This window comes from Paenibacillus solanacearum (assembly GCF_910593845.1).
Classification (GTDB): Bacteria; Bacillota; Bacilli; order Paenibacillales; family NBRC-103111; genus Paenibacillus_G; species Paenibacillus_G solanacearum.
This window is the reverse complement of record NZ_CAJVAS010000032.1, coordinates 1-25,989: the sequence shown is the minus strand read 5'-3', so window position 1 is coordinate 25,989 and position 25,989 is coordinate 1. Positions and strand designations below refer to the sequence as shown.

The following is a 25,989-nucleotide window of genomic DNA, read 5'->3' as shown; positions in this document are numbered from 1 at the left end:
ATGTGCAGTGGGGCGATATTCAGGAGCCGTACCGGATACGGAAGCTCACCTTCCAACTGCAGGATACGGATTGCTTGCTGACCTGGCAGTGGCCGAAAGGCGTCGATGCCGTATGTATTTTCGGCTTTAACGGGGATCAGACCGGGCCGTCGCCGGAGGTGCCGGAGCCGGAACGGATGAAGCTGTTCACGCGCGAGGAATACAAGGCGCATTCCGGTTACCGCGTCCGGCTCGATCGGTTCGGCCGATGGGGCTACCGCGTGTTTCCGTGCGTGCTGTTGGACGGGCGCCGGACGGCGCTGCGCCAGCTGGACGAGGACAATCTAGTCTTCGCCCGCGCGGGACGGGCCAAAATCCGCTGCGCGGTCCGCTACGGCGGCCGCTGGTTCGGCAAGTACAAGACGGTGCGGATGGAGCTGTACTGCGAGGTTCCCGTGCCGAAGGAAGCGCTGTGTTACGTGAAAAAAGAAGGAGGCTACCCCGTACATAAGGAGGACGGGATCGTCTACCCGTTCCTCCACGACTTTGCCGCCGGACGGACCGTGCTGCCGGAGGCGGAGATCGGGCGCAATAGCTACATTCGCTTGTTTCTTACGGACGGGCGAATGTATGGGGACCTGTATGAACTGATAACCGAGTAAGGGGGAGAGCGCAAATGCTCCGTTTCTTGAAGCAGATGTTCGACAAACAGCCGCAAGAAAAAGAAAAGCCGGACTTTTACAGCATCGTCTGCCCGCACTGCTTCAGCAAGTTTGAGCCGGATGAGGTGGTGTTCCGCGCCGCGCATGTGCGGGAGGACGACGACGATTTCATGCTTCAGGAGGATGCGAAGCTGAACGAGTGGCGCCGCAAATTCCGATTGGCCGAGGCGGATATGGAGGCGGTCATCGAGCTGCACACGATCCCGGAGGAGAACCGCACCTACGCAAGCAACATCGTCGTCGCCGTGACGGACCGGTACGGCGTCGTGACGAAGCGCCGGCTGTGCCCGAACTGCCACAACGAGCTGCCGATCTCGGCCGGCAAGGTGCCGAGCAACATTATTTCGATCGTCGGCGCGTCGCAAGTCGGCAAGTCTGTCTACATGACCTCGCTCATCCACACGCTGCAGCATAAGACCGCCTCGCATTTCAATGCGGCCTGCATGCCGCTCAGCGCGGAGATCAGCCGCAGATTCCGGCAAAATTACCACGAGCCGATTTTCGAACGGGGCACCATGCTCCAATCGACGAACCCGAACGAGCTGCAGGAGCCGTATATTTTTCAATTCGTCTTCAAAGACAACAGCGAGGCGACGCTTAACCTCGTATTTTTCGATGTCGCGGGCGAAGGCATGGTCGAGCGCGATTATTTGGACATGTATGCGGCGCATATTAAAAATTCATCCGGCATTTTGTTCCTCGTAGACCCGCTGCAAATCCGCAGCATCCGCGACCGGATTCGTATCAAGCTCGGCGATGCGCAAGGCGAGTTCGCCAACCGGTACGACGAGCCGCGCGAGGTCGTCATCAGCTTGTTCGAGAACTTTATTGCGCACCAGCAGGGCAGCAAGACGGACATCCCGACGGCGGTTGTGCTGACGAAAAGCGACATGCTGCAGTTTTTGCAGGAGGAAGAGAGCGACTATATCCGGCCGAACAGCAACGTGTTCCGCAATGTGACGCATAAGGGCTATTGGAACCGCACCGAGTTCGACAATATTAACGGCGAAATCAGCCGGTTTATCGAGAAGGTGGACAGGCCTTTCAAGGACGCGATGGATGTCTATTTCTCCGATACCGCTTATTTTGCCGTATCGGCGCTTGGCGGGAATCCGGTCAATCAACAGCTGGAGGGCGTGATCGAGCCGATCCGCGTAGACGAGCCGTTCATTTGGCTGCTGCATAAGCTGGACTATGTGCCGGGGAGAGATGCGTAAATGACCCGGACAACCGTGCAGCAGCATTATTTTACAAGGGAACGGGAAGGCGTCTTCCGTTCCAACGAAGGCTTTGACACGATCGCCAAGTCCGCCGGTCTGGAGCCGGGGTTTATTAAGGGCACGCTGCATCCTTATTGCGCGTACAAGCCTCCGAAGGAGCTGTCGGAGCGCGGAGAAGCGGACGCGTCGCGCTATCCCGAGTCGTTGGTCGTGTTCCACGCCGACGGCGGCGAGCTGGTGATCGGGCGGAGCGTCTATGTTCCGGCCGATTTTACAGGGCAGCGCAGCGCATTTTTCACGCATCAGTATGTCATTCCCGAGGCGGGCAAAGAAACGTATATTCGCGAGCCGGAACGGCTGCTGCGAGCGGGAGGCTTTCAGAACCGCTATGACATCAGCCGAGGCAAGGAGCTGCCTGAACTGCAAGAAGTGCCCTACGAGCATACGTTTGCGGCCGGCGAGCGGGATGCGCTGCTGACCAGGCTCGGCGTGGATCGCGACCGGTTCCAGCAGCTCGTGTACGCGGCCATGTCGTCGGTAGGCGGCAAGCGGCAAGTATACATTGTCTTGAACTGCGATGTGTCGGAGTACGCGCTGGAGGCGCGCCGGTTGATGGAACTGATCTACTCGTGCCTGCCTTACGCGATAAGGCGGCAGCTCGGTTTCATGACGGTTCACGGCGAACCCGAAGGAAAACAGAAGATTCACGTCATGTTTGTGGCGAAAGGGAGCCTGCGGACACAAGACCGCAATTCGTCATTCGACTTCGCAGGCAGCCGTTTCGTCCATACGGATTTGTCCGGTGCCGAACAAGTATACCTGGACTTTGTATGGGAAAACCGCAACGACCCGCTGCAGTTGACCGATCTGTTCGAGTTTTGCGACGAGGCGCTGGTCGGGACGGATGCGAAGGAGCGCCTGAAGCCTTCCATTTACGAGCAGCTTGCCGTCCTGTTCGAAATCGAGCAGGGCAACCGGTTGCTCTATGAAAGCGACCCGGCGGGACGTCTCGCCATGCTTCTGTCGTTTTTGTCGGCGGACACGATCAACCGGCAAAGCCGCCTGAACGAGTTATTCCTTCGGCTGATGGAGAAGGAGTCCGCCGCTTCGGTCCGCAGTCTGCCGACGCCCGAGCTGGTGCTCGCGCTGATGCAGTACGGGAAGGTGGCGGGCGACGATGCGAAGCCGCAGCTGCTGCGGTGTCTGGCCGGCTTCGCGCATCGGGTAACGGCCGCATCGAGACAAGATTTCGGACAAGCGGCCTGGATCTATGAGACTTTGCTGACCGATGCCGACGTGTTTGCTTCGGTGATTCACGAGGTGTTCCGCGTATCGGCGGACGAAGCGGAAGCGTATGCGTCCTACCGGATCGCCAAAGCGGATTCGATCAAGGCGGCGGTTGATGAAATCGGCTTTTGGCGTAAGCATGACGAGTATATGCTGGGATCGGAAACGCTCGCCAAGGCCATGACGAGCAAGCTTGGACGGCTTGTGAAGACGAATCGGGCCGGACGTTTGGAAGCGGCCGCGATATTGCATCATGATCTCCAACGTCTGTCGGAGCGCGAGGGCTCAGACGCGGTGTCGGATTTGTGCTTGATCGTCAGCAGGGAGCTGCAGGCGGATTTGCTAGAGCAATTTCGCTTGATGGAGCTGTCCGGCGTCAAGGAGCTTGCGACGCTCGGGTTTATGCTGGATCCTGTCGACATCGTATGGAGAAGCGGGCTTCACGCCGGAGCCCGGCAGCTGCTCGATGAATGGTCCGCTTTATACAAAGTGCTGGAGCTTGGCAGCGGAACTGCGTCCCAGGCGCGCCAACTGCTGCAGGGGATGGGCCCGGTCGAACTTGACCGGATGCAGGAATCCGCCAAGCGGTTGTTTGCGGAGCGGCTTGAACCGGAATATTATCCGATCGTTCCGCATCTGTTCTATACGCCGCCGTTCAGCGCGGCCTCTAAATACGACGCCGAATACGATTATTTTCGCATGCTGTCCTTCATCGGGGAGCATGCCAAGGAAGCCGTCTATGATTATTTGGTGTGGTCCTTGGACGATTCGCGCTTCGTTGAAAGCAATGGACAGCTCAACCTGAATTACCGCGCGGCGATTGACCGTTATTTCGAACGGTTGGATAAGCAGGCGGTCAAAAACAAGCCGGTCATGAAACGGCTGCTTCATACGAATAACGGCGCGTTTAACGCACTTATGCATTCCATCAAGGTTCGCCAGTCCGGGTCGCTGACCCGATGGTATTACCGGAACCGCAAGAAGCTGATGCTGGCCGGCAGCGTGCTGATCCCGCTCGTGCTTCTATGCATTGCGTTCTGGACGCCGATTTCGCTGGGGCTGCTGCGAATCGGGCCGGCTCCGGCGCTGCAGGTCGCGGCGATTCCGGAGATGTCCGATTCGGCGACGGTTCATGTTAGCGCATCTGCCAAGAACGGCAATCCGGCCGTTCAAATCTACTTGAACGGCCAGCTCGCCGGCAGCGGCAAAATCGAAACGGAGGTCACTTTGCATGAAGGAGCCAACGTTGTGGAGCTGTATGCGGTGAACCGCGGCGGCAAAGCGTCGAAACCGATCCGCAAAAACATCGAGTACACGATCCCTGCGCCCGCGCTGACCATCACGGATGTTCCCGAGTCGGTGAAAGCCAGCTCCGTTACCGTGAAAGTGAGCGCAACGGATCGCAACGATCCGCAGCCGAAGATTTACGTCAACGGCGAACTTGCCGGTCAGGGCAGCGTCAGCAAATCCGTCGCGCTGAAGCAGGGCGACAATATGATCGAGGTCAAGGCCGTCAACAAAGACGGCAAATCGAGCCAGCAGCTGGTCAAGACGACGCGGGTCAATTAGTTCCGGTCTGATCCGGTACGGGAGCCGTACTGTCTGTGGCGTCTCGAAAGCGCCGGGCAGCGTGCGATAGCTTATCCGCATCAGCGATTCGCGCCGGATGGAAGAGTTGTACAATTGCCATGGAATGTAATAAAAGAGCAAGCATCCCTGTTCCGCTACAACGGGGTGCCTGCTCTTTTTTGTATTGCACTTGTGCTTTCGTTCGACGGTCGACCCGCATGACCACAGCGCCGCCTGGAATTCGTCTGTGGTATTCTCGCGCTACCTATCCGATTCAGCAAGCGCGCCGCCTTGACTTGCCCGCCGATCGAGCGCGGCCATATGCTTCACCGTCAGCTCGCAAAACAGCTCCATCGCCTTGGTATAAAACGGCGTTTCCTGCCGGATCAATGAAAATTTGCGAGTATAGGGCGTGCCCTGCACGTTGACGATGCATAGTGACCGTAACGCAAGCTCTTTGCGTACCGTCCATTTGGAGAGCAGGGAGATGCCGAGGCCGGCTTCCACCGCTTCCTTGATGAGCTGCGTGCTTCCGAACTCAAGCAGATGCAGCGGAACCATCGGGATCGCAGCGAATAGGTTATCGGCCGCTTCTCTTGTTCCGGAGCCGGCTTCGCGCACGATCCACGTCTCGCTCTGCAAGTCATGCACCGTGACTTGGCTCTCCACCGCCCAGCGGCTGCGCGGGGATGTGATGATGAACATCGCGTCATCCGCGATCGGCTCCTGGCGAAGCTGCGGCAGCCTCACTTCGCCTTCGACAATGCCTACATCGAGCAAGCGGCCGCTAACCTTGTCCGCGATTTCTTTCGTATTGCCGATGGTAATCATCGGATGAATATCGGGATATTGACGCTTCAGCTCGGCAATGATATGCGGGAGAACATATTCGCCGAACGTATAGCTCGCGCCGATCGCGAGGCTGCCGCTCGCTTTATTCGACAAGTCGTCTACCAAATTCTGCATTCTCGTATATAACCCGATAATCTCTTTGGCATGGTGGTACACGATTTCACCGGCTTTGGTCAGCCGGACATACTTGTTGCTCCGGTCCAGCAGGCGGGCTCCGACTGTTTGCTCCAGCATACGGATGTATTGACTGACCGCCGGCTGCGTCATGTGAAGCTGTTCAGCCGCTCGCGAGAAATTTTCCATCTCGGCGACGGTAACAAAGACGAACAGATGCTGATCCGCCATCGCAGCTCTCCATTTCTATGATTCATACATATGAATTTACTTATGATCAATATCATAATGATTTATTTCCCTTATTTCAACAGGCGGACTATGCTGTAGTAGAAGACATGAGGGAGATGAGCGTATGGCAGCAGGAAAAACAATGCAAATGACGGAGAAGAAGCGGTGGAGAGGGGGCGGGAGCTTCGGCGTATCTTCCATAGGATCGTGGGCGGGCGGTGTCGCTTTTACGTTTGCAATCGCTTGGATCGGATACGGCTTGTCCCGGCTGCCTGGTCCCGACCATATCGGGCAGCTTGCTTGCGCGATACTGATTGCCGTCGTCTACCGGCAACTGTTCGGATATCCGGATGCTATCCGCAGCGGCATTCAATTCGCGTCCAAGAAGCTGCTGCGATACGCCATTGTTTTATATGGATTGAAATTAAATATGGGCGTCGTGTTCGAGCAGGGCTTCGACTTGCTGCTCCGCGACGCCGGGGTGATCGTTTTCTCGATCGCGTTAACGATGCTGCTGGCCAGATGGCTGAAGGCGGAGATGTCCGTATCGCTGCTGCTCGGCATCGGAACCGGCATATGCGGCGCCGCCGCCATCGCGGCCGTGTCGCCGATCCTGAAGGCCAAGGAAGAGGATACCGCGATCGGAGTCGGCATCATTGCGCTGGTTGGCACATTGTTTGCCATCGGTTACACCGTGCTGCTGCCGCTATTGCCGATGACCCCCGCTCAATACGGGATATGGTCGGGTACCAGCCTGCACGAAATCGCGCATGTGGCGCTCGCTGCGGCGCCGGCCGGGGAAGACGCACTAGCCATGGGGCTGCTTGCCAAGCTCGGCCGCGTGTTTCTATTAGTGCCGCTATGCTTCCTTCTGATGTACCGGATGAAACGCAAAAACAAGACGGACGCGGCTGCACAAGTGGAGTTTCCTTGGTTTTTGGGCGGATTTTTGCTGACGAGTCTGCTCGGAAGCTATGTGTTCGGCCGGTATATTGTACTGCCGGCCGGCATGCTGAATCATGTCTCCGACGCGACGACGTTTCTTCTCACGATGGCGATGACGGGGCTCGGACTCAATGTCAGTCTGCGCGATGTGCGGACGAGAGCACTTCGTCCGCTGGCGGCGATGGGCATAACCTCGATCGCCTTGTCGGTCATCACGTACTTTATGCTGGTGTAACGGATCGCGCCCCCAAATATATCCCTCCACGAATCCAGGCGCGCGTTCCGCTCTGTGAGTCTGCTGAACGCGCGCTTAGGATACGTTGTCCAAAGAAGAGCATAATGCAGCAGGGGCTTTGACGCTGTGCGTCGGCTGCGAGATGCTAGCTAAAGCTACAGCCTATCGCCAAGCAGGCGGATTTCCAACTGCACCTTTTGACGCAAATAGTCATGGACACGGCCCCAATGGCCTGCGCTGTTCGGGCGATTGTATTTGTACCGCCGCGCCAGCCTTCTGACACCGATCCATATCGCCCAAAGGCTGATTTCGGTTTGATCCTCAGCCGATAAGGCGCTCACTTCGCTATAGCCCGCGGCCAAGGAACGAAAGCCCTTGCGGCCTGAATGATGCTGGCCGTCATGCAGCTTGTAATGCCCCAAATCGTACAGCGGGCTGCTTCCCTGAATCTCGCCGAAATCAATAATTCCCGTGAATATCCCTTGATGCGCGAATATATGGTCATCGTCAAAATCGCCGTGGACTAGACGCGAACCATGCCATTCCATCAAAGAGATGCCGGCATGGAAAATGCTTCGAATTGCCGCCACCTCCTCGCGCTGAAATCCATGCTGTGATAATAAAGCCAACTTTTCTTCGAGACCTTCGTTTACGTAGTCATGCAGCGAGGTCTGTTCTCCTTGCAGCGGCCCTTGATGAAGCTCGCTGTCTCTCTTAACCCAGCTATAGCCGTTAACCTGTACTTGATGGATCAGGGCGAGCTGTTTGCCCGCCTCGAACAATATCTCCTCATACGCTGGGGGAGGGCAGTCGCCAATTACGTTCGCGCCTGCGATTTCGTTGACAATCATGAATGACATGTCCCAAATCCGCTGACCCGGCGCATAGTACATGACTTCCGGAACCCATACACCAAGCTCCCTCAGTGCGGAATGAACCTGCACTTCCGCTCCGAAGCTTCTGTCCTTCTCAGGAAGAATGCGGAGATACATCACCGAATCCTTGTGCTCCAGACGGTACACATACGTGGAAACGCCGTGCAATACCCGTTCGACCGATATCGCGAAAGTATGGAGACACTCCTCAGCGATTGGTTTGACTTGTTCGATTGAAGGCGCATCATTTTTTTGCAATAGCAGCTATCCTTTCCAGATGGTTATGTTTTGCAGTAAGCATAAGCCATGAGAGGTTAAAAAACGATGGATCGTTTGGCTTTAACGAAATTTTCCGTACGGGTGCTATAAACCCGGTCGTTTGCCAGCAAGCCGCTGCAAAACATAAACATATTGACAATGAGAATCATTATCATCTACAATGCTCATATTGGCCATTTCACAATCAAGGGTGGGGAATGAGGATGAAATCGCTGGAACGTTCCGGCGGGCTTGCCCTGCATTATTCGAATGCACATGAATATAAGATGGATAGCCGTTACGGCGTCGTGCTGGCGGATGAGACGGAATGCGCTTTCGGATTCGTGATGAAAGGCTCCGTGAAAGTCATATTGGAAGCGGACGGCAAGGAACGTACTGGAAAAGCGGCTTACGGCGAAGTGTTCTATATTCCTCCATATTGCCGATGTACGATGCGCAGCGGCGACAAGCAGTCATGCCAGGTGCTGATGATCCGCTTCAATGGTTCAGTCTCGGGGAGCGGGGCAGGAGATGCTTTCCCTCCGGAGATGTCGGCATGGCTCGGACGCCCGGACGCGCTGCGTCTTCACCGCTTCCGCATGCCCCGCGTTCGCAACTGGGTGCAAGATTTGCTGAATAACCGTTCCGAAGAGGATCCGTCGTATTACTATACGGTGCATTCCCATTTATACGCGATTGCGGCGGAGTTCATGGCTCACCTCGCCAAGGCGAAGGATAAGGATGTCGACCTGACCGACTATGTGCTTCAGATCAAGCATCACATGTTGGAGCATAGCGAAGCGCCGATGGATATCGAAGAAATCGCGCGCTTGTCGGGGGCTAGCCCCGCCCGGTTTTATCAAGTATTCAAGCGGCATACCGGACTCAGTCCGCTGCAATTTATGACGATGGTGAAGATGAACGAGTCGCTGCGCCTGCTTTCCAACACGTCGCTGTCGATCACGGAGGTCGCGCAAGCGGTCGGATATCCCGATCCGCTTTATTTTAGCAGGCTGTTCAAGAAGCATATGGGCATTACGCCAACCGATTATGCGGCATTCGCGAAGACGAGGGTAGCCAATCTGTGCCCCGTGTTCCGCGGGGACTTGTCCGTGCTCGGCATTACGCCGGTGCTGGAGCTGCCGCGGGAATGGTATGACGATCCGGACAAGGATAAGTACGTGAAGCGGATCGAATATTGCCGTCCGGAGATCATCTTTACGGCGCCGGTTGCCGATGAGGTGCATGCGACGCTGTCGCAGCTGTGCACGGTGGATATGATCAAGTGGAAAGGTTATCCCTGGAGAGAGCGATTGCGCGAGATCGGAACCGTTCTTCGCATGCCGACGGTGGCGGAGCGATGGCTGTCTTACTTCGAGCTGAAGCTCGACTATGCCCGGTACCATATTCGCCGCCATTTGGGCAGCGATCCGTATCTCGTCGTCAGCGTATTCGAGCCCTTTTACCGCGTATACGGCACGCAGCGCATCAAGATGAGCGACCTGTTCTACGGGGAGCTGCACATTACGCCGCCGCTTGCGGCTCACAGCATTACCTTCCTCGATACGGCTTCGTTCGAAGAAGTGGCCGGGCTCGATTGCGACAACATTTTGCTGCTCGTGTCTACGGCGATTTCCGACGATACCTGTATCAAGCTGGAGGAAGAGTGGCTGCGGCTGAAGCGGCATCGGCCACAGAAGCACTGCATCATCATCCGGCACGAGGAGCCTCTGCTGTACAACGCGTCGTTTTACGAAAACTTGATCGATGAATTCGTGGGAACGCTGCTTAGTTACCAGAATTAAGAAATGTCCATATCGTTTATAGGAATGTCTATTCCAGAGTCTTATAAATTGTGTAAAATAATGAGTGGCAATGATAATGATTATCAATTTCGTTTGCGGCACGAGGAGAAAAATACATAAAAAGGGAGAGATTCGGATGGAACTAGCCCGAGTCATTAGAGAAAGACGTTCCGTGCATCAATTCGAAGACCGCCCGGTACCGATCGAATTGGTCAGGGAGCTGCTGGATACGGCGGTATGGGTGCCGAACCATAAGATGACGCAGCCCTGGCGGTTCGTGCTGGTGCACGGCGAAGGCCGCCGAAGATTGGCCGACATTAGCCGTACAGGCGCCGAGAAGAGAGAGAGAGATCCGGAGAAACGCCAAGAGCTCGGCCAGAAGTTTTACGATCGGTTCATGTCCGTACCGCTGTTCGTCGCGGTCGTCATGAAAGAGAACACGCATCCGGTCACTTGGGAAGAAGATTACGCTTCGACCAGCTGCCTCATTCATAACTTCAGTCTTCTTGCGTGGGAGCAGGGCATCGGGCTCGTCTGGGAGACGTATCCGCTGCTGCATTCGCCGGAATTCCGGGAAGCGCTCGGCGTCGGACCGGGGGAGAAGATCGTCGGCAGCTTGCATGTAGGCTATCCCGGCAAAATACCGGCGGCGCAGCAGCGCATACCGGCCGAACAACTGATGACCGTGATTGACAGCGCTTAGGTGGGATTAACGGAATGAAGCTCAAACATTTGGCACTCATACTTCTCATTTTGTCCATCGCCTCGATTTTTATCGGGGTCAAAGATATTAAGCCTTGGGATATATTCAAGCTGAGCCAAGACCAGCTGGAGGTACTGTTCATCAGCAGGTTTCCGCGATTGATCAGCATTATTATCGCAGGCGTGAGCATGGGGGTGGTCGGGCTGATCATGCAGCAGCTCAGCCGCAACAAGTTCGTCTCGCCGACGACGGGAGGGACCGACGACTCCGCTAGACTCGGCATCCTCGTCTCCTTGACGTTGTTCACTTCGGCAACGCCGATGCAAAAGATGCTGGTTGCTTTCGTATTCGCCTTGGCCGGCACGTTCGTTTTTATGAAAATACTGGACAAAGTGAAATACAAGGACGCCATCTTCATTCCGCTGGTCGGACTGATGTTTGGAAATATCGTGACGTCGTTCTCCACCTTCTTCGCGTACAAGTATGACTTGATTCAAAGCTTGTCCTCATGGCTGCAAGGAAACTTTGCATTGACGATGAAAGGGCGCTACGAGCTGCTGTACATCAGCATTCCGGTCGTGATCATCGCCTACCTGTACGCGAACCGGTTCACGATTGCGGGGATGGGAGAAGAATTCTCGGTCAATCTCGGGCTGAACTACAGGCAGGTCGTCAATATCGGCCTCGTGATCATCGCGCTGGTGTCGTCCGTCGTGATGCTGACGGTCGGGACGATTCCGTTTCTCGGGCTGATCATTCCGAACATCGTCACCATGTATCAGGGCGATAATTTAAAGCGGAATCTTCCGCACACCGCTTTGCTGGGAGCCGTATTCGTGTTATTTTGCGATATCCTGGGCCGGGTGATCATTTACCCGTTCGAAATTCCGATCGGCTTGACCGTCGGCGTCATCGGAAGCGGAATTTTTCTTTACTTGTTGATGAGGAGAAAGGCATATGACGCATAAGGCAAAAATCGGTATCCTGTTCATACTCGCGCTCATCGTCATTGCCATCTTCCTGTTTATCAATATCGGCGACAACTGGAGCTACGTGCTGGAGAGAAGAAGCTGGAAGGTTGCGGCGATGGTGCTGACCGGCGCGTGTATCGCATTTTCGACGGTCATCTTTCAAACGATTACGAACAACCGGATCTTGACGCCGAACATTATCGGACTCGATTCGATGTATATGCTGGCCCAGACCGGTATTGTCTACGTATTCGGCTCGTCCACCAAGCTGCTGGTCGACAACAACTTGAACTTTGCTTTTACCCTTTGCTTGATGGTGCTGTTCGCAGGTCTGCTGTACAAGATTATGTTCCGCGGGGAAGGCAACAACATTTATTATTTGCTGTTAATCGGCATTATTATGGGCTCGCTGCTCGGCAGCCTGACCACGTTCATGCAAGTGCTGATCGATCCGAACGAGTTTCTCGTGCTGCAGGGCCGCATGTTTGCCAGCTACAACAAAGTGCAGGGACAACTGACCGTCATTTGCACGATCGTCGTCATTCTGATCGCCGTCTACTATTCGAGGTTTGCCAAGTACATGGACGTGTTGTCGCTCGGCAAAGGGCATGCCGTCAACCTCGGCGTCGATTACAACTATGTTGTCAAACGGCTGCTGATCATTATCGCGGCGCTGATCTCGGTGGCCACCGCGCTGGTCGGTCCGATCACGTTCCTCGGACTGCTCGTCGCGAACGTGACGTACCAGTTCATGAAGACGTACCGGCACACCTACTTGATTCCGGCGTCGATTCTGATGAGCATCGTTGCGCTCGTCGGGGGACAACTGATTGTCGAGAGAGTATTTACGTTTACGACGACGGTAAGCGTGATCGTGAATCTCATCGGCGGCGTCTACTTTCTATATTTACTGCTGAGGAGCAACAAATCATGATCGAGGTAAGGCAAGTATCCAAACAATACGGCGGCAAGCCTGTGGTCGAGAACGTATCGGTCCGCATCGACAAAGGCAAAATTACATCGTTCATCGGGCCTAACGGCGCGGGGAAGAGCACGCTGCTGTCCATGATCAGCCGGTTGACGACGAAAGATGCCGGAGAAGTGCTGATCGACGGCAAAGAAATCGGCAGCTGCAAAAGCGCAGATCTGGCGAAGCAAATATCGATCCTGAAACAGACGAATCATATCAACGTGCGGCTGACGGTCAGGGAGCTGGTGTCTTTCGGACGCTTCCCCTATTCGCAAGGCAAGCTGACGCCGGAAGACTGGGAGCGTGTTGACGAAGCGATTGATTACATGGAGCTTCAGGACATGCAGCACAAATTTTTGGATCAGTTAAGCGGCGGCCAGAACCAGCGTGCGTATATCGCGATGGTTATCGCGCAGAACACCGAGTATATTTTGCTTGACGAGCCGCTGAACAACTTGGACATGAGACATTCCGTGCAGATCATGAAAGTGCTGCGCCGTCTCGTCGACGAGCTGGGCAAGACCGTCATCATCGTCATTCACGATATCAACTTTGCATCATGCTATTCTGACTACATTGTGGCTCTGAAGCACGGCAAAGTGATCAAGGAAGGGCCGACAGATCAAATCATCGACTCGGAAGTGCTGCGCAATGTCTACGACATGGAGATTCCGATCGAGACGATCAACGGAAACAAGATTTGCATTTATTTCAAATAAAACAAGCTTTCAATATATTAAATAAGAAAAGGTGGTCCACATGAAAAAAATATTTTCCACGTTAATGCTCATTTTATGCTTCGCCGTCGTTGCCGCAGCTTGCGGTACGAGCGGCACGGCACCGTCCAGCGGTTCGTCGACATCCAACGGGGCGGCCCCGGCATCCGGCAGCGGCAGCACTCCTGCCGCAGAGCCGCAGGAACTAACGTTTAAGCATCAGCTCGGCGAGACCAAAGTGAAGAAAAACCCGAAGAAAGTCATCGTATTCGACTTCGGCGCGCTTGACACGCTGGATAAGCTCGGCGTTGAAGTGACCGGCGTCGCTCAAAAAAGCTTGCCTCCTTACCTAGCCAAGTACAAAGACAGCAAATATCAAAACATCGGCACGCTGCAAGAGCCGGATTACGAGAAAATCGCGTCGATCAAGCCGGACCTGATCCTGATTTCCGGCCGTCAGCAAACCGCTTATCCGGAATTGAGCAAGCTTGCGCCTACGCTGTATGTGGGCGTCGACAACAGCAAATATATGGATTCCTTCAAAGAAAACATGAAGCGTATCGGACAAATTTTCAGCAAAGAGTCGGCGGTTGACGCAGAGCTTGCCAAGATCGAGCAAACGGTGAAAGACGTCAAAGCCAAAGCATCTTCGAGCGGTAAAAACGCACTGGTCATCCTTGCCAACGAAGGCACGATCAGCGCATTCGGCCCAGGTTCCCGTTTCGGTCTGATCCATGACGTGCTCGGCATTACGCCGGTTGACAAAAATCTGGAAGTATCCACGCACGGCCAAAGCATCTCGTTCGAATTTATTGCGCAAAAAAATCCGGATTACCTGTTCGTCATCGACCGCGGCGCAGCTGTAGGCGACGCAGCGAAAACCGGCGCCAAACCGCTTGTAGAAAACGAACTCGTCAAGAAAACAAAAGCTTTTGCGAATGGCAATATCGTATATCTCGACGCTAATTACTGGTACCTTTCCGGCGGCGGGCTCGTCTCCTCCGGCGAAATGATCAACCAAGCAGCTAAAGGCTTCAAATAATACGATCGCGTCAAGCGAAGCGCGAAAAGCCTGTCCTCGAAAATCCGAGGGCAGGCTTTTTACGTAGTGCTGCGGAACAACCGGTATATGCGCATAATTCAACAGCCCAGATCCCATTTCCTCCCACGCCTAGATGTACCGGCTTCGACAAGGACTTATCCGCAGCTGGATATTCCTACAAGCCTGCGTTGTTTACTTCTGATTCTCTTTCCAGAAAGCCATATAGAGCAAAATCGATAAATTGGCAAAGCAAATGAAAATGATATACGGGATATAGCGGATCTGATACCAGAAGGCGATAACTCCAAACGAGAGAGTCAGTACGATCAAGATCGTGACATTGACGCCGGTGAACCTCGTTTTCTTGGTACGTACAGGAGAGACGAACGTAAGGCCGAGACGGTTGCGCTTCAGCAAGTAAGCCAATCCAACGTAAACTGCGGCGCTCACGGCCTGGATGCAATAGGCGGCCGCGCTCGTATTGGACAATTCCTCGAAAGCGTACCATCCGAGCCAATCGGGAACAAATATAATGATCGCTTGGACGAGGCCGTATCCGACATACGCGATGACGCCCATGAAGGCGCACCAGATCAACGAAATGCCGGATAAACTATAAAACAGCAAAATAAGCACGGACATTAAAATAACCGGCGCGTACGCCGATTCTCCGAATACATTTCGCACGATCCACGAGATGGTCGTTAACATAACGGTCAAAAAATAAACGCTGTACTGAAAATTTTTGAATTTAAACCGGAACAGCCACAGCATCATCGTGAAAATGGCAAGAAACTCGGCAAACGAGAACAGGAAAAAGAAAAGCATATCGAACAAAGTGTATTTCATGAAAAAAGCCTCGCTCATCGGTTCATCTGATTCACTGTAAAAAGACAAATATATCAAGAAATAGTCAAATTGACAATGATTTGGATCACACGGCAGCCCGTGTCGGCTCAGGCCGCTCTGCTTTATATAAGAGCAGAGCGGTTTTTTTATATGCCCGCCGTCAGGCCACAAGCCGCTCGTACATTTGCATAATCTTAATGCCGGAATAACACCTCATTGATAAACGCCTGATATCATTTTCTCATACAAGCATCCGCTTGATTCTTGATTAGAGGAAATACTTTATAATTGGAGGGTTTCCAGTGTCAAAGAAAAGAAGGCTGTCCATTTACGGGGTAAGCGCGTTATTCCTGCTTTCGGCATGCAGTACCGGCGGAGCTGGTGGCAAAAACGGCGGCTCGGCGGCGTCCGGCGACAAAATCGTCATCAAGTATTGGACGGCGAACGGCGGGAAAATCGAAGAAGCGAAGCAAAATCTGGTGAAGCAATTTAACGCATCGCAAAACCGGATCGAAGTACAGGCCGCAAACCAAGGCAATTACGACGATCTGCATGCGAAAGTGCAGGCTGCCTTTGCAGCGGGCAACGCGCCGGCCATCAGCGATCTGGAGATTGCATCCACTGGGGTTTTTGCCCGTTCGGGCATGCTCGTCGATCTGACGCCGCTTGCGGCAAGGGACGAAGCGACGCTGAATAGCAAAGATTTTAACCCGGGCCTGATGGGCAATGCCTATGTGGACGGGAAGCTGTACGGCCTTCCGTTTATGCGCAGCACCCCGATTTTGTACAAAAATGTCACGATGTTAAAGTCGGCCGGCTTGGACCCGGCAGGCCCGAAATCGTGGGCGGAGCTCGAGCAGTATGCCCGGGTGCTCAAGGCGAACGGGAAAACCCCGATGACGCTGACAGTCGACATTTGGTACTACGAAGCGCTCGTCGCGCAAAGCGGCGGCAAAGTGCTGAGCGACGACGGCAAAAAAGCGCTGTTCAATTCCGCCGAGGGCGTCGCGCCTGTACAATACTGGAAGAAGATGGCGAGCGAAGGCTTGTTTAAATTCGCCGTAGGCAATACGGCGGGCGCCGACGCAAGCAAAGACTGGGACAACCAAATCTCCGCCTTCAAGTTCGGTTCCACCGCGGGCGTCGCCGCAGCGTTGGAAGTGGCGAAGGGGAATAACTTCGAGGTACAGACCGACTTTATGCCGGCCAATACATCGTACGGCGTTCCGACCGGAGGTTGTCATCTGATCATTACGTCGAAGACGAGCGAGAAGGAAAAAGAGGCTGCATGGGAGTTTATTAAATGGATGACGTCCAAGGAAAATACGATTTACCAGCATAAATATGTCGGCTACTTGCCGAACCGCGTGTCTGCGCTGCAAAGCGACGAGCTGCAAAACTACTATAAAGAAAATCCGCAATACAAAGTCGCTTCCGATCAATTGAAGTACGCCGTGCCGCGTCCGATGGCTACCGCTTATCCGGAGATTACGAAGATGATGCAGGACGCCATCACCAAAGCCATCCTTGAGCCGAACGTGAAGCCGCAGGACGCGATGAACGAGGCGGCGGACAAAGCCAACAAGCTGCTGGGCAAATAACAGCCGCGGATACATGATGGACAAACTGTTCTCGCAGGAAAACTCCAGTATAAAGGAGAGGATTATTGTATGGCGAAGATCGTGCTGAAGGACATATCGAAAAAGTACAAAGACGAAACGGTCATCAGCGGTTTGAATTTGACTATTCAAGACGGTTCGTTCACAGTGCTCGTCGGACCTTCCGGCTGCGGCAAGTCGACGACGCTGCGGATGATTGCGGGCCTGGAGAAGGAGAGCGGCGGGGAAATATGGATCGGCGATCAATGCGTCAACGGTACGCAGCCCGGGCTCCGCGACGTGGCCATGGTGTTCCAGAACTATGCGCTTTACCCGACGATGACCGTTTGCGAGAATATCGAATTCGGGCTGAAGAACAGAAAAGTTCCGAAGCAGGAGCGGGACGCCCTCGTCCGCGAAATATGCGAAATCGTCGCGCTGACGCCGTACTTGGATAAAAAGCCGCAGCAGCTGTCCGGCGGGCAGCGCCAACGGGTCGCTCTGGCCAGAGCGATGGTCAAGAAGCCGCAGGTGTTCATTCTCGACGAACCGCTCTCCAATTTGGACGCCAAGCTGCGGAACCAGATGCGCACGGAATTGATCCAGCTTCACCGCAGGCTCGGCACGACCTTCGTATATGTCACTCACGATCAGGTCGAAGCGATGTCGATGGGCGACGAGATTGTCGTCATGAACAAAGGCGTCATTCAGCAAATCGACGCGCCGATGAAGCTGTATAACGATCCGGATAATTTGTTTACCGCCCAATTTATCGGCACGCCGTCCATGAACGTCGTCGACGTCCAAGCGGTACAAGGTCTGCATGTCGATACTTCCGCCAAGATCGGCTACGTTGGCTTCCGGGCCGAGCATGTGCTGATGGGTGCGGAGCTTCGCTCCGAAGGGCTGGAACTGGGAGGGGAAATCATGACGAGGGAGAGCCTCGGCGCGGAAAATATATACCAGATCCGTTCGAATGCTGGCGTCTTGTTCGCCAAAACCTTTCTCTCCTCGCTGGAGACGGCGGAACATACCAAAGTTGTCGTCCCGTATAACCGGCTCTATTATTTCGATCCGGACGGCAATAGAATACGCGAAACGATGATCCCCCGGCAAAGGAACCTTGCCGTCATCGGCGGTGCGCTCAAATGACGATGTGGGAAAAGCTGCGTCCTTACGCAATGGTTGCCCCGGCGATTACGGTCTTTTCCGTATTTTTCATTTACCCGATCCTCTACATGATTTATTTGAGCATGTATGACTGGAACTTTATTAGTCCTGTCAAAACGTTTGTCGGACTGCAAAACTTCTTCGACCTGCTCGAGGAGGAAAAGTTCATTCAAGTTATCGTCAACTCTACGATTTACACGATGCTAACCGTTTCGTTCATCATTATCCTCTCGCTGCTGCTGTCGCTCTGGCTGAACCGGGCCGGCTTCTTCTACGGCTTTGTGCAGGGGGCGATCTTCAGCCCGCATATCATTTCCCTTGTATCCATTGCCATGATCTGGAGCTGGCTGATGGATCCGGAATACGGATTGCTCAACGGCGTCATCGGCTGGTTCGGCTTCGGCAAGCTGGCCTGGCTGTCCTCCCAGAAGACGGCTCTCGTCTCGCTGGTCCTTGTAGCGGTGTGGAAAGGGCTCGGCTATAACACGCTCGTGTTTATCGCCGGATTGCAGAGCATTCCGAAGGACCTGTACGAAGCGGCTGCGCTTGACCGGTCCAGCGCCTGGACGACGTTCCACAGACTGACGCTGCCGATGCTGTCGCCGACGATTTTTTTCCTCGTCATCATCAACATGCTCGGCTCGTTTCAAGTGTTCGAGACGATTGCGATCATGACGCAAGGAGGCCCGGTCAATTCGACGAACACGCTCGTTTATTACATTTATGAGTACGGCTTCCGGTTTTTCAAGATCGGTTACGCCTCTGCGGCCGGGGTGATCCTGCTGCTCATTGTCGGGGTCTTGACGCTTGTATACTTTAAGCTGTTGTCGAGGCGCGTCCATTACCAATAAGAAGAGGTGAACTGCGTTGAAAGGTGCAGATCGTACGATCGAGATGTATCGTACCGTACATCAAGTCGGCAGCAAAGAAGCGAGCGCCGCCAAATCGTTAAAGTTCGTGATCCGCGCCGTCAATGGGATCGGGCTGCTTTTATTGGTGCTGATCTTTGCGATGCCGTTCGCGTGGATGCTTTCCACTTCATTAAAGACGCTGCCTGAGACGATGATTTTCCCGCCCGAATGGATTCCGAAGCATTTGGTCTGGAGCAACTTCGCCCGTGCCTGGGGTTCGGGGCCGTTTCTTCATTATATGACGAACAGCCTCGTCATTGCGGTCGGTATTCTCGTGTTCCAAATGATGACGATCATTCCGGCGGGATATGCGTTCGCGCGATATCCATTCGCAGGCTCGGGATTTTTGTTCGGGATGGTCATGATTACGTTGATGATCCCGTCGCAGCTGATCTTTTTGCCCGTCTACTTGCAGCTCAGCGCCTGGGGACTGCTCAACACGCATCTTGCGCTGATCCTTCCGTTCGCCTCCAGCGCCTTCGGCATATTCCTCTTGAGGCAGTCGTTCAAGCAGGTTCAGGAGGAATTGCTTGAAGCGGCGAGGCTCGACAGCGCCAAAGAATGGCAAATCATCGTCAAACTGATGGTGCCGATGGCTAGGCCCGTGCTCGCAACGTTCGCTTTATTCAGCTTTATTGCGCATTGGAACGATTATTTCTGGCCGCTCGTGATGACGACGGACGAAACGGCGCGCACGCTGCCTTTGGGGATTGCGCGGATTCGCCAGGAAGAAGGGGTTGCCAATTGGAACGTGCTCATGGCCGGCAACATCATTCTGGTCGCGCCGATTTTGATCGTCTTCTTCTTTGCGCAGCGGCAAATCATTCGAGCGTTTGTGTACACGGGCGTCAAATAAACGGAAGAACGGGAGAAACACTGAACCCGCCGGGATGGCGGGTTCAGTGTCGTATGGGTGGGGAATGCCTAAACGTTACTCCTGCTGTAGAACAAGCTGCTCCAGCCCGTTCATATAGGGCTGAAGGGCCTGCGGAATACGGATCGAGCCGTCTTCCTGCTGATGGTTCTCCAGCAGCGGGATCAAGATTCGCGGCGAAGCGACGGCCGTATTGTTCAGCGTGTAACAATAGGCCAGCTTGCCGCCAGCATCCCGGTAGCGGATGTTCGAACGCCGCGCCTGAAAGTCGAGCAGCGCCGACGACGAATGCGTCTCGCCGTAGGCCTGCCGGCTCGGCATCCACGTCTCGATGTCGAATTGCTTGTAGGTCTTCTGCGACATATCGCCGATACAGACCGACATGACGCGGTAAGGCAGTTCCAACTGCTGCAGCAGCTCCTCCGCATGGCCGGTAATTTCATGGAGCAGCCGCTCCGACAGCTCCATGCTGGCCTCGCATAAGATCACCTGCTCGACCTTGGCGAACTGATGAACGCGATACAAGCCGTGCACATCTCTGCCGGACGAGCCGACCTCGTTGCGGAAGCATTGCGAGACGGCTGCGTATTTGCGCGGCTCGCGCAAATCGATGATCTCGTCCGCGTGATACGATACGAGCGGCACCTCCGACGTGCCGACAAGCCATTTGTTTTCGTCCGCGATCCGGTAGGTCTGATCCTCTCCGGTTGGAAAAAATCCGGTATGAGCCATAGCTTCGGTGCGCACGAGCAGCGGCACTTCCAGCAGCGTAAACCCGTTTGCGATCAGCAGGTCGAGCGCAAGCTGCTGCACGGCGCGGTGGAGCAGGGCGCCGGCGCCCTTGAGATAATAATTGCGTGTCCCGGCGGTCTTCACCCCGCGCGGAATATCGATCAGACCGTGCAGCTCGCCGAGCGCGACATGGTCTTTTGCCGTAAAGTCAAACGCCGTGGGCTCCCCGACCCGCTTCACCTCGACGTTGTCTTGATCCGACCGCCCCGCCGGCGTATCCGGCGAGACAGGATTCGGCACGCGCATGGCCAGAAGCGTGACCTGCGATTCCGCTTCGGCAAGTTCCGTCTCCACCTGGCTGAGCCGGTGGTTCGTCTTCTGGACGTCTTTCCTTAACTGTTCTGCGTCCTCGCGTTTCCCTTCGCCGATGAACCGGCCGATGTCGCGGGAGTGTGCATTTCTTGTGTGCCGCAGCGTCTCCGCCTCTTGAAGCAGCTTTCTTTTTCGATCATCCCAGCTCAGCAGCTCGTCGACCGAAAGCCTGATTCCTTTCCCGTCCGCAACCGATTGAATCATGTCCCGATGTTGTCTAATGAATTGGATGTCCAGCATGTCACCGCGCTCCTTTTTCGATAAAAATACAAAAAGCGCCCTCATCCGTATGGGACGAGGAGCGCTTATCTCGCGGTGCCACCCAATTTGACCGGAACAACATGGCGCAGTCCGATCCGCTTTCATTCCGCGATAACGGGCGGGTCCGGTTAACTTAGGGGAAACAAGAAATCCCTTGACGAGAACGCCTCCGAGTTGGATGCTCTTCATGGGCGTGATGCTGCTTTGTGATTTGTAAGAAGTATAGCGGATTGTGCGGCAATATTCAAGCCAGATGAAAGCCCAGGTGTCAGATGAAAGCCCGGGTGAGTAAAAAGCTTGTCAATGCCGGCAAAACGCGTTATGATTTCGTAGACAATGATTTGATGAACCGGATCGCAACTGGAAATGGATACGACCGCGATCAAGCTTTATCGGGATACCCGCCGCTCGGGCCCTGATGGGGCTTGATTTCGTTTTGTCCGAAATGACCGCGCGCCGTCCGAGAAGCAGTACGTGTGGTTTGGACGGCATCCGGTAAAGAAGAATGTGAGGATGACATCATGGCGAAGGAACAACAGCGACAAGGCGTAGCGCTGACCAAAGGTCTCGTTTTTTTAATGGCGGTATCCTGCGGGCTGGCCGTGGCGAATTTGTATTACAACCAGCCGCTGCTGGCCGAAATCGGCAGGACGTTTCAGGCGAGCGACCAGATGACCGGCATGATCTCCATGCTGACGCAGATCGGATATGCGGTCGGGATGTTTTTGTTCATTCCGCTGGGCGATATTAAAGAACGGCGGAGGATGATCGTCCTGCTGCTGCTGGCGGTTGGTATCGCGCTGATCGCCGTCGCTGCGGCGCAAAATCTCGTGTGGATGTATGCGGCCAGCATGGCGGTCGGCATCACAACCGTGGCTCCGCAAATGATCGTGCCTCTCGCCGCACATTTGGCGGCGCCGGAAGAGCGGGGGAAAGTGATCGGCAGCGTGATGAGCGGTCTGCTCATCGGCATTTTGCTGGCCCGCACCGTATCCGGCTTTATCGGCGGCGTATTCGGCTGGCGGTCGATGTACATCATCGCGGCAATTCTGATGTTCGCTCTCGCATATACGCTGCGCCGGAAACTGCCGGCGAGCCATCCGGAGACGCAGCTGACGTATGGACAGCTCGTCCGGTCCATGGGCACCCTCATTGACGGCGAACGTACGCTGCGGGAAGCGGCGATGATCGGCGCGATGATGTTTGGCGCGTTCAGCGTGTTCTGGACGGCGCTGACGTTTTATTTGGAAGGGCCGCACTATGGATACGGGAGCGAAGTAGCCGGATTATTCGGTCTCGTCGGCGTCGTAGGCGCGGCGGCTGCGTCCGTCATCGGACGGCTGACGGATCGATGGAGTCCCCGGCTCATTGCGGGTTTTGCGGTCCTGATTGCACTGTTGTCTTATGCTTCGTTTTGGCTGGCCGGTTCGATGTTAGCAGGGCTGATCGTCGGCGTCATTTTGCTCGATCTGGGCGTGCAAGGAGTGCAAATTACGAATCAGGCTCGCATCTACAGGCTGAAGCCCGAGGCGCGCAGCCGCATCAACACGGTGTTCATGGTGAGCTGCTTTGTCGGCGGAGCCGTCGGTTCTTCGCTCGGAAGCTATGCCTGGAGCCGGTGGGGATGGAATGGCGTGTGCGCGGTCGGAGGGTGCATGGTGCTGCTGGCGTTCGTCTGCTGGCTTTCGTTTCGGGCGGGAGCCCGGGCTGAAAAGGAATAATGTGAAGGAATAATGAAAAGGAATAAGGAGTAGGAATAGCGAGATGGAATAATGGGACCGGGACATGTTCCCGGGAGCGGAAAAACAGCCGAAGCGAATTCGGCTGTTTTTTGCGTTATGACGCCGCTTAAAAACGGCTGCAATACCGCTTCAATGCCTTAAGCTCAATTTTATAATAATCAAGATTGCCTACGGCGGCATTCGGAACGGGGCTGTCAAGCCTGCGACTCGCTGACGGGTACCCGAAATCCGTACTGCTTCTCCCACATCTCGCGATACAGTCCCTTACGCTCCAGCAGCTGCCCATGCGTGCCGGATTCGGCAATGTTCCCGTCCTGGAACACGAAAATCAGGTCCGCGTCGATGATGGATGCCAGCCGGTGGGTGACCGAAATAATGGTCGAACCGCCTTTCCACTGCGCAATCGCCCGGTTAATGTCCGCCTCCGTGGCGAAGTCCAGCGCCGATGTCACTTCATCCAGAAGCAGGATGCTCGGCTTGCGGAGCAGCGTTCGTGCAATCGACAGCCGCTGGCGCTGACCGCCTGACAAGCTGCCGCCTTCCTGTATAATCGGCGTATCATAGCCTTCGGGCCAGCGCCGAATCGTCTCATGCAGATGAGCCGCCTTGCATGCCGCAACCCAATCTTCCTCAGCCGCCAGCGGATCGCTCAGCTGCAAATTTTGCTTTATTGATGCGTTGAACAGGAATGTGTCCTGGAACACGATGCCGACCTGCTCGCGAAGACTGCGCTCGCTTATCTGCTTGACATCGAGGCCGTCGTACGTTATTCGGCCTTCGTCTGGATCGTAGAACCGGAGCAGCAGCTGCAGCGCCGTGCTTTTGCCGGAGCCGCTTGGTCCGACGAATGCCGCGAAGCTGCCTGCCGGAATGGACAGCGATAATCCTTTCAAGACGGGATGGTCTTCCGTATAGCCGAACGTAACGTTGTCCATGGCGATGGTATGGGCAAGCGGCGGCATAGGCGCCGGAAGGTCCGCTTCCACTACCGTCGGCGCGTCTTCCAGCATATGCTGGACCCGTTCGAAGCTGACGCTGGATTCTATGAAGTACGGTATCAGAATCGATAGGTGGAACACCGCCTGGCTGACGCTCATAAAAAGGGTAAAGAAAGCAATATACCCGCCGATGCTGAGCTTGTCTTGAAAAATGAGATAGCCGCCAAAGCCGATCATGATCGCATTGAGCGCCATCAGAGAGGTCATCGGCACGCGTTCCAGCAGCGAATTCATAAAGCTTCTGCGAAGACCGAACGAATACAGCGAGAGGATTTGCCCTCGGGCCCGATCCAGCATAGCCTGCTGCAGCCGCAGCGCCTTGATCGTCTTATGCCCTTTCAGCATTTCGTCGATCGTATTTGCGAAATGGCCTTCGGCCTCCTTGACCGCTAGATTGGCGGCTTCAGCCGGTTTCCGGAGCAGCTTAGGGCCGACGAACAGCAGGCTCGATCCGAGCAGCAGCGCCAGCGCCAGTCTCCACTCCAATGTGAACAGCAGACATAGTCCTGCCACAGCTGTGAATCCCTGCTTGAGCCCTAACGGGAACGTTGCACCGACGACCTGTTCAATGGACAGCAGATCGGAGTTAAAACGGGTCGTTATTTCGCCGGTGCGGTACCGGGTGTAAAAGTCGACCGACTGCTTCTGCACATGCTCGAACAATTCCGTGCGAAGCGTCTGGAGCATGCGTCCGCTCAGCTTGGCGAGCGTGTAGTCGCCTCCGGCGCCCGCTGCGACATTCAACAAACCGCCGATCAGGAGCAGGCCGAGAATGAAAAGAAAGGCTTGCACGTCCTTGGGTATAAATGCGGTATCGACCAAAAACTTCAAGCTTAACGGAAACGCGACAACATAGCCGATCTCCACAACGACGCTTGCGGCATACAAGGCGCACAGCAGCTTCAAGGAAGCGAGATATCGGCGCAGGATGCGGAATGGTTTCATGGTCATCGCCTACTTTTCTTGGAAGAATGGCTTTTGTCGGGGGAGAGGGCATACCCCATACAACATCATAACGATGGCGTCAGGAGAAGTCTACAATTTATCCAAAATATGTGCGATGATAGGCTCAGATCCGCAGCGGAGGTGCTGATGACATGGAATACGTATGGGATATCGTACAGCTTGACGATTCGTCGGTAGCGGAGGCGAGCCGGCTTCTGGCCGGATACCGGTACCCCGAAGGATGGAATGACCCGCAGAGGGAGCAGTGTGAGGAGGCTCTGCGGCGATTGCTCGCAGATGGCGTAATGCATTTCATCATGGCTAGGCGGGAAGAGGCGTTCGCCGGGTTCGTATCGTACGGCTGGGGATTTTCCACAACCAAAGGGCTGCCGGTCCTGCGCATTCAGGATGTGTATACCGCGCCGGATCACCGCAGAGCCGGGGCAGCAGAGGCGCTGCTGCGCTGGCTTAAGGCCGCCGCACGGGAGCGGGGCGCTCACCGGATGCAGCTCGAGACCGATACCGATAACCTGCCTGCGCGCGCCTTGTACGCGAAGGCCGGTTTTGAATGGATCGCGCATAAGGAAGTGTACATGTGTCCGTTGAACTCGTGGAACACAGCCATATTGGAATAAAAGGGTGGAAGAATTGAACAAAGAAGGCCCCTGCGTTGCGATTCCAGGACAGGCCGGTGTGACGGAAACTATGAAGGCAAGGGAAACGGGCGGGATTCGGCGAATTCGGAAGAAAACGGCAGTATGACTACATGAAGCAAGCGGCCAGATTGTTCGTCAAGTTGGCAATTCTTATGGTATAATCAACACGATTTGTCCCGGCGCGGGCATATGTTACATCATGACGTACAGCACAGAACGACTTTAACGCATGCCGCTTTCGCTTGAGGAGAGGAACCTGGGAGGGGAAGTCTGAAATCAATAGTAACTGATTGTACTCACGTAGAATGGCATAGCAAACAAGCCATCGAAAAGACGACTTTTTGGTAAATTAAGGATGTATGTATTACTCAGGTAGCTATTTGTAGA

General features: G+C 54.8%; 22 protein-coding genes. 17 read left to right on the top strand and 5 right to left on the bottom strand.

Translation table 11 applies throughout. The features are described from left to right. Positions 1-2 precede the first annotated feature (2 nt). Genes KXG62_RS24845 through KXG62_RS24835 form a run of 3 tightly spaced genes read left to right on the top strand, consistent with a single transcriptional unit; the run spans position 3 to position 4,777 of the window. Positions 3-641, top strand: coding sequence for a hypothetical protein (locus KXG62_RS24845; RefSeq protein WP_218094721.1), 639 nt, complete (start codon positions 3-5; stop codon positions 639-641). 14 nt (positions 642-655) lie between these two features. After that, complete coding sequence (locus tag KXG62_RS24840; RefSeq protein ID WP_218094720.1) at positions 656-1,918, top strand: TRAFAC clade GTPase domain-containing protein; 1,263 nt, start codon at positions 656-658, stop codon at positions 1,916-1,918. Beyond that, the gene (locus KXG62_RS24835; RefSeq protein ID WP_218094719.1) at positions 1,919-4,777 is read left to right on the top strand and encodes a GAP1-N2 domain-containing protein; all 2,859 of its coding nucleotides are present in this window, start codon (positions 1,919-1,921) and stop codon (positions 4,775-4,777) included. A gap of 261 nt (positions 4,778-5,038) precedes the next feature. On the opposite strand, the gene KXG62_RS24830 is transcribed toward KXG62_RS24835, so the two are convergent. Further along, positions 5,039-5,974: a LysR family transcriptional regulator gene (locus KXG62_RS24830; protein ID WP_218094718.1), complete on the bottom strand. Its 936-nt coding sequence runs from the start codon at positions 5,972-5,974 to the stop codon at positions 5,039-5,041. Positions 5,975-6,122: 148 nt separating this feature from the next. Here KXG62_RS24830 and KXG62_RS24825 point away from each other — a divergent pair, with 148 nt between their 5' ends. Continuing rightward, entirely contained in the window at positions 6,123-7,154 is a 1,032-nt protein-coding gene (locus tag KXG62_RS24825; protein WP_246627630.1) for a YeiH family protein, read from the top strand. Positions 7,155-7,309: 155 nt separating this feature from the next. Here the strand turns inward: KXG62_RS24825 and KXG62_RS24820 are convergent, their stop codons facing one another. Continuing rightward, positions 7,310-8,287 carry a phosphotransferase family protein gene (locus tag KXG62_RS24820; RefSeq protein WP_218094717.1) on the bottom strand — a complete coding sequence of 326 codons (978 nt, stop codon included), beginning with the start codon at positions 8,285-8,287 and terminating at the stop codon, positions 7,310-7,312. Positions 8,288-8,511: 224 nt separating this feature from the next. On the opposite strand from KXG62_RS24820, the gene KXG62_RS24815 reads away from it, so the two are divergent. The 6 genes from KXG62_RS24815 to KXG62_RS24790 all read left to right on the top strand — a co-directional run bounded on the left by KXG62_RS24815 (position 8,512) and on the right by KXG62_RS24790 (position 14,494). Next, positions 8,512-10,092, top strand: a complete 1,581-nt coding sequence (locus KXG62_RS24815; protein ID WP_218094716.1) for a helix-turn-helix domain-containing protein — start codon at positions 8,512-8,514, stop codon at positions 10,090-10,092. 136 nt (positions 10,093-10,228) lie between these two features. Continuing rightward, the gene (locus KXG62_RS24810) at positions 10,229-10,795 is read left to right on the top strand and encodes a nitroreductase family protein (RefSeq protein WP_218094715.1); all 567 of its coding nucleotides are present in this window, start codon (positions 10,229-10,231) and stop codon (positions 10,793-10,795) included. 14 nt (positions 10,796-10,809) lie between these two features. Continuing rightward, positions 10,810-11,763: an ABC transporter permease gene (locus KXG62_RS24805; protein WP_218094714.1), complete on the top strand. Its 954-nt coding sequence runs from the start codon at positions 10,810-10,812 to the stop codon at positions 11,761-11,763. Continuing rightward, positions 11,753-12,700 (top strand): iron chelate uptake ABC transporter family permease subunit, encoded by a 948-nt coding sequence (locus KXG62_RS24800; RefSeq protein WP_218094713.1) that lies wholly within the window; start codon positions 11,753-11,755, stop codon positions 12,698-12,700. The genes KXG62_RS24805 and KXG62_RS24800 overlap by 11 nt, the downstream gene beginning before the upstream one ends. Continuing rightward, positions 12,697-13,455 carry an iron ABC transporter ATP-binding protein gene (locus KXG62_RS24795; protein WP_218094712.1) on the top strand — a complete coding sequence of 253 codons (759 nt, stop codon included), beginning with the start codon at positions 12,697-12,699 and terminating at the stop codon, positions 13,453-13,455. Before KXG62_RS24800 ends, KXG62_RS24795 begins: the two co-directional genes overlap by 4 nt. Positions 13,456-13,495: 40 nt before the next feature. Then, complete coding sequence (locus KXG62_RS24790; RefSeq protein WP_218094711.1) at positions 13,496-14,494, top strand: siderophore ABC transporter substrate-binding protein; 999 nt, start codon at positions 13,496-13,498, stop codon at positions 14,492-14,494. 192 nt (positions 14,495-14,686) lie between these two features. Here the strand turns inward: KXG62_RS24790 and KXG62_RS24785 are convergent, their stop codons facing one another. Further along, positions 14,687-15,343, bottom strand: a complete 657-nt coding sequence (locus KXG62_RS24785; protein ID WP_218094710.1) for a hypothetical protein — start codon at positions 15,341-15,343, stop codon at positions 14,687-14,689. Between the two features lie 302 nt (positions 15,344-15,645). Here KXG62_RS24785 and KXG62_RS24780 point away from each other — a divergent pair, with 302 nt between their 5' ends. From KXG62_RS24780 to KXG62_RS24765, 4 genes are all read left to right on the top strand, one after another. Beyond that, positions 15,646-16,944 (top strand): ABC transporter substrate-binding protein, encoded by a 1,299-nt coding sequence (locus KXG62_RS24780; RefSeq protein WP_218094709.1) that lies wholly within the window; start codon positions 15,646-15,648, stop codon positions 16,942-16,944. 69 nt (positions 16,945-17,013) lie between these two features. Continuing rightward, the gene (locus KXG62_RS24775) at positions 17,014-18,093 is read left to right on the top strand and encodes an ABC transporter ATP-binding protein (RefSeq protein WP_218094708.1); all 1,080 of its coding nucleotides are present in this window, start codon (positions 17,014-17,016) and stop codon (positions 18,091-18,093) included. Next, the gene (locus tag KXG62_RS24770; protein ID WP_218094707.1) at positions 18,090-18,962 is read left to right on the top strand and encodes a carbohydrate ABC transporter permease; all 873 of its coding nucleotides are present in this window, start codon (positions 18,090-18,092) and stop codon (positions 18,960-18,962) included. The genes KXG62_RS24775 and KXG62_RS24770 overlap by 4 nt, the downstream gene beginning before the upstream one ends. A gap of 160 nt (positions 18,963-19,122) precedes the next feature. After that, positions 19,123-19,878 carry a carbohydrate ABC transporter permease gene (locus KXG62_RS24765; RefSeq protein WP_425517378.1) on the top strand — a complete coding sequence of 252 codons (756 nt, stop codon included), beginning with the start codon at positions 19,123-19,125 and terminating at the stop codon, positions 19,876-19,878. Between the two features lie 75 nt (positions 19,879-19,953). Here the strand turns inward: KXG62_RS24765 and serS are convergent, their stop codons facing one another. Beyond that, positions 19,954-21,240 (bottom strand): serine--tRNA ligase, encoded by a 1,287-nt coding sequence (gene serS / locus KXG62_RS24760; RefSeq protein WP_218094706.1) that lies wholly within the window; start codon positions 21,238-21,240, stop codon positions 19,954-19,956. A gap of 305 nt (positions 21,241-21,545) precedes the next feature. Here serS and KXG62_RS34430 point away from each other — a divergent pair, with 305 nt between their 5' ends. Both KXG62_RS34430 and KXG62_RS24755 read left to right on the top strand, forming a co-directional pair. After that, on the top strand, positions 21,546-21,680 hold the full coding sequence (locus KXG62_RS34430; RefSeq protein WP_281426984.1) for a hypothetical protein: 135 nt from the start codon (positions 21,546-21,548) through the stop codon (positions 21,678-21,680). Positions 21,681-21,782: 102 nt separating this feature from the next. Beyond that, on the top strand, positions 21,783-22,982 hold the full coding sequence (locus KXG62_RS24755) for an MFS transporter (RefSeq protein ID WP_218094705.1): 1,200 nt from the start codon (positions 21,783-21,785) through the stop codon (positions 22,980-22,982). 215 nt (positions 22,983-23,197) lie between these two features. Here the strand turns inward: KXG62_RS24755 and KXG62_RS24750 are convergent, their stop codons facing one another. Beyond that, positions 23,198-24,952, bottom strand: coding sequence for an ABC transporter ATP-binding protein (locus tag KXG62_RS24750; protein ID WP_218094704.1), 1,755 nt, complete (start codon positions 24,950-24,952; stop codon positions 23,198-23,200). 146 nt (positions 24,953-25,098) lie between these two features. Here KXG62_RS24750 and KXG62_RS24745 point away from each other — a divergent pair, with 146 nt between their 5' ends. After that, positions 25,099-25,581, top strand: coding sequence for a GNAT family N-acetyltransferase (locus tag KXG62_RS24745; protein ID WP_218094703.1), 483 nt, complete (start codon positions 25,099-25,101; stop codon positions 25,579-25,581). Positions 25,582-25,989 lie beyond the last annotated feature (408 nt).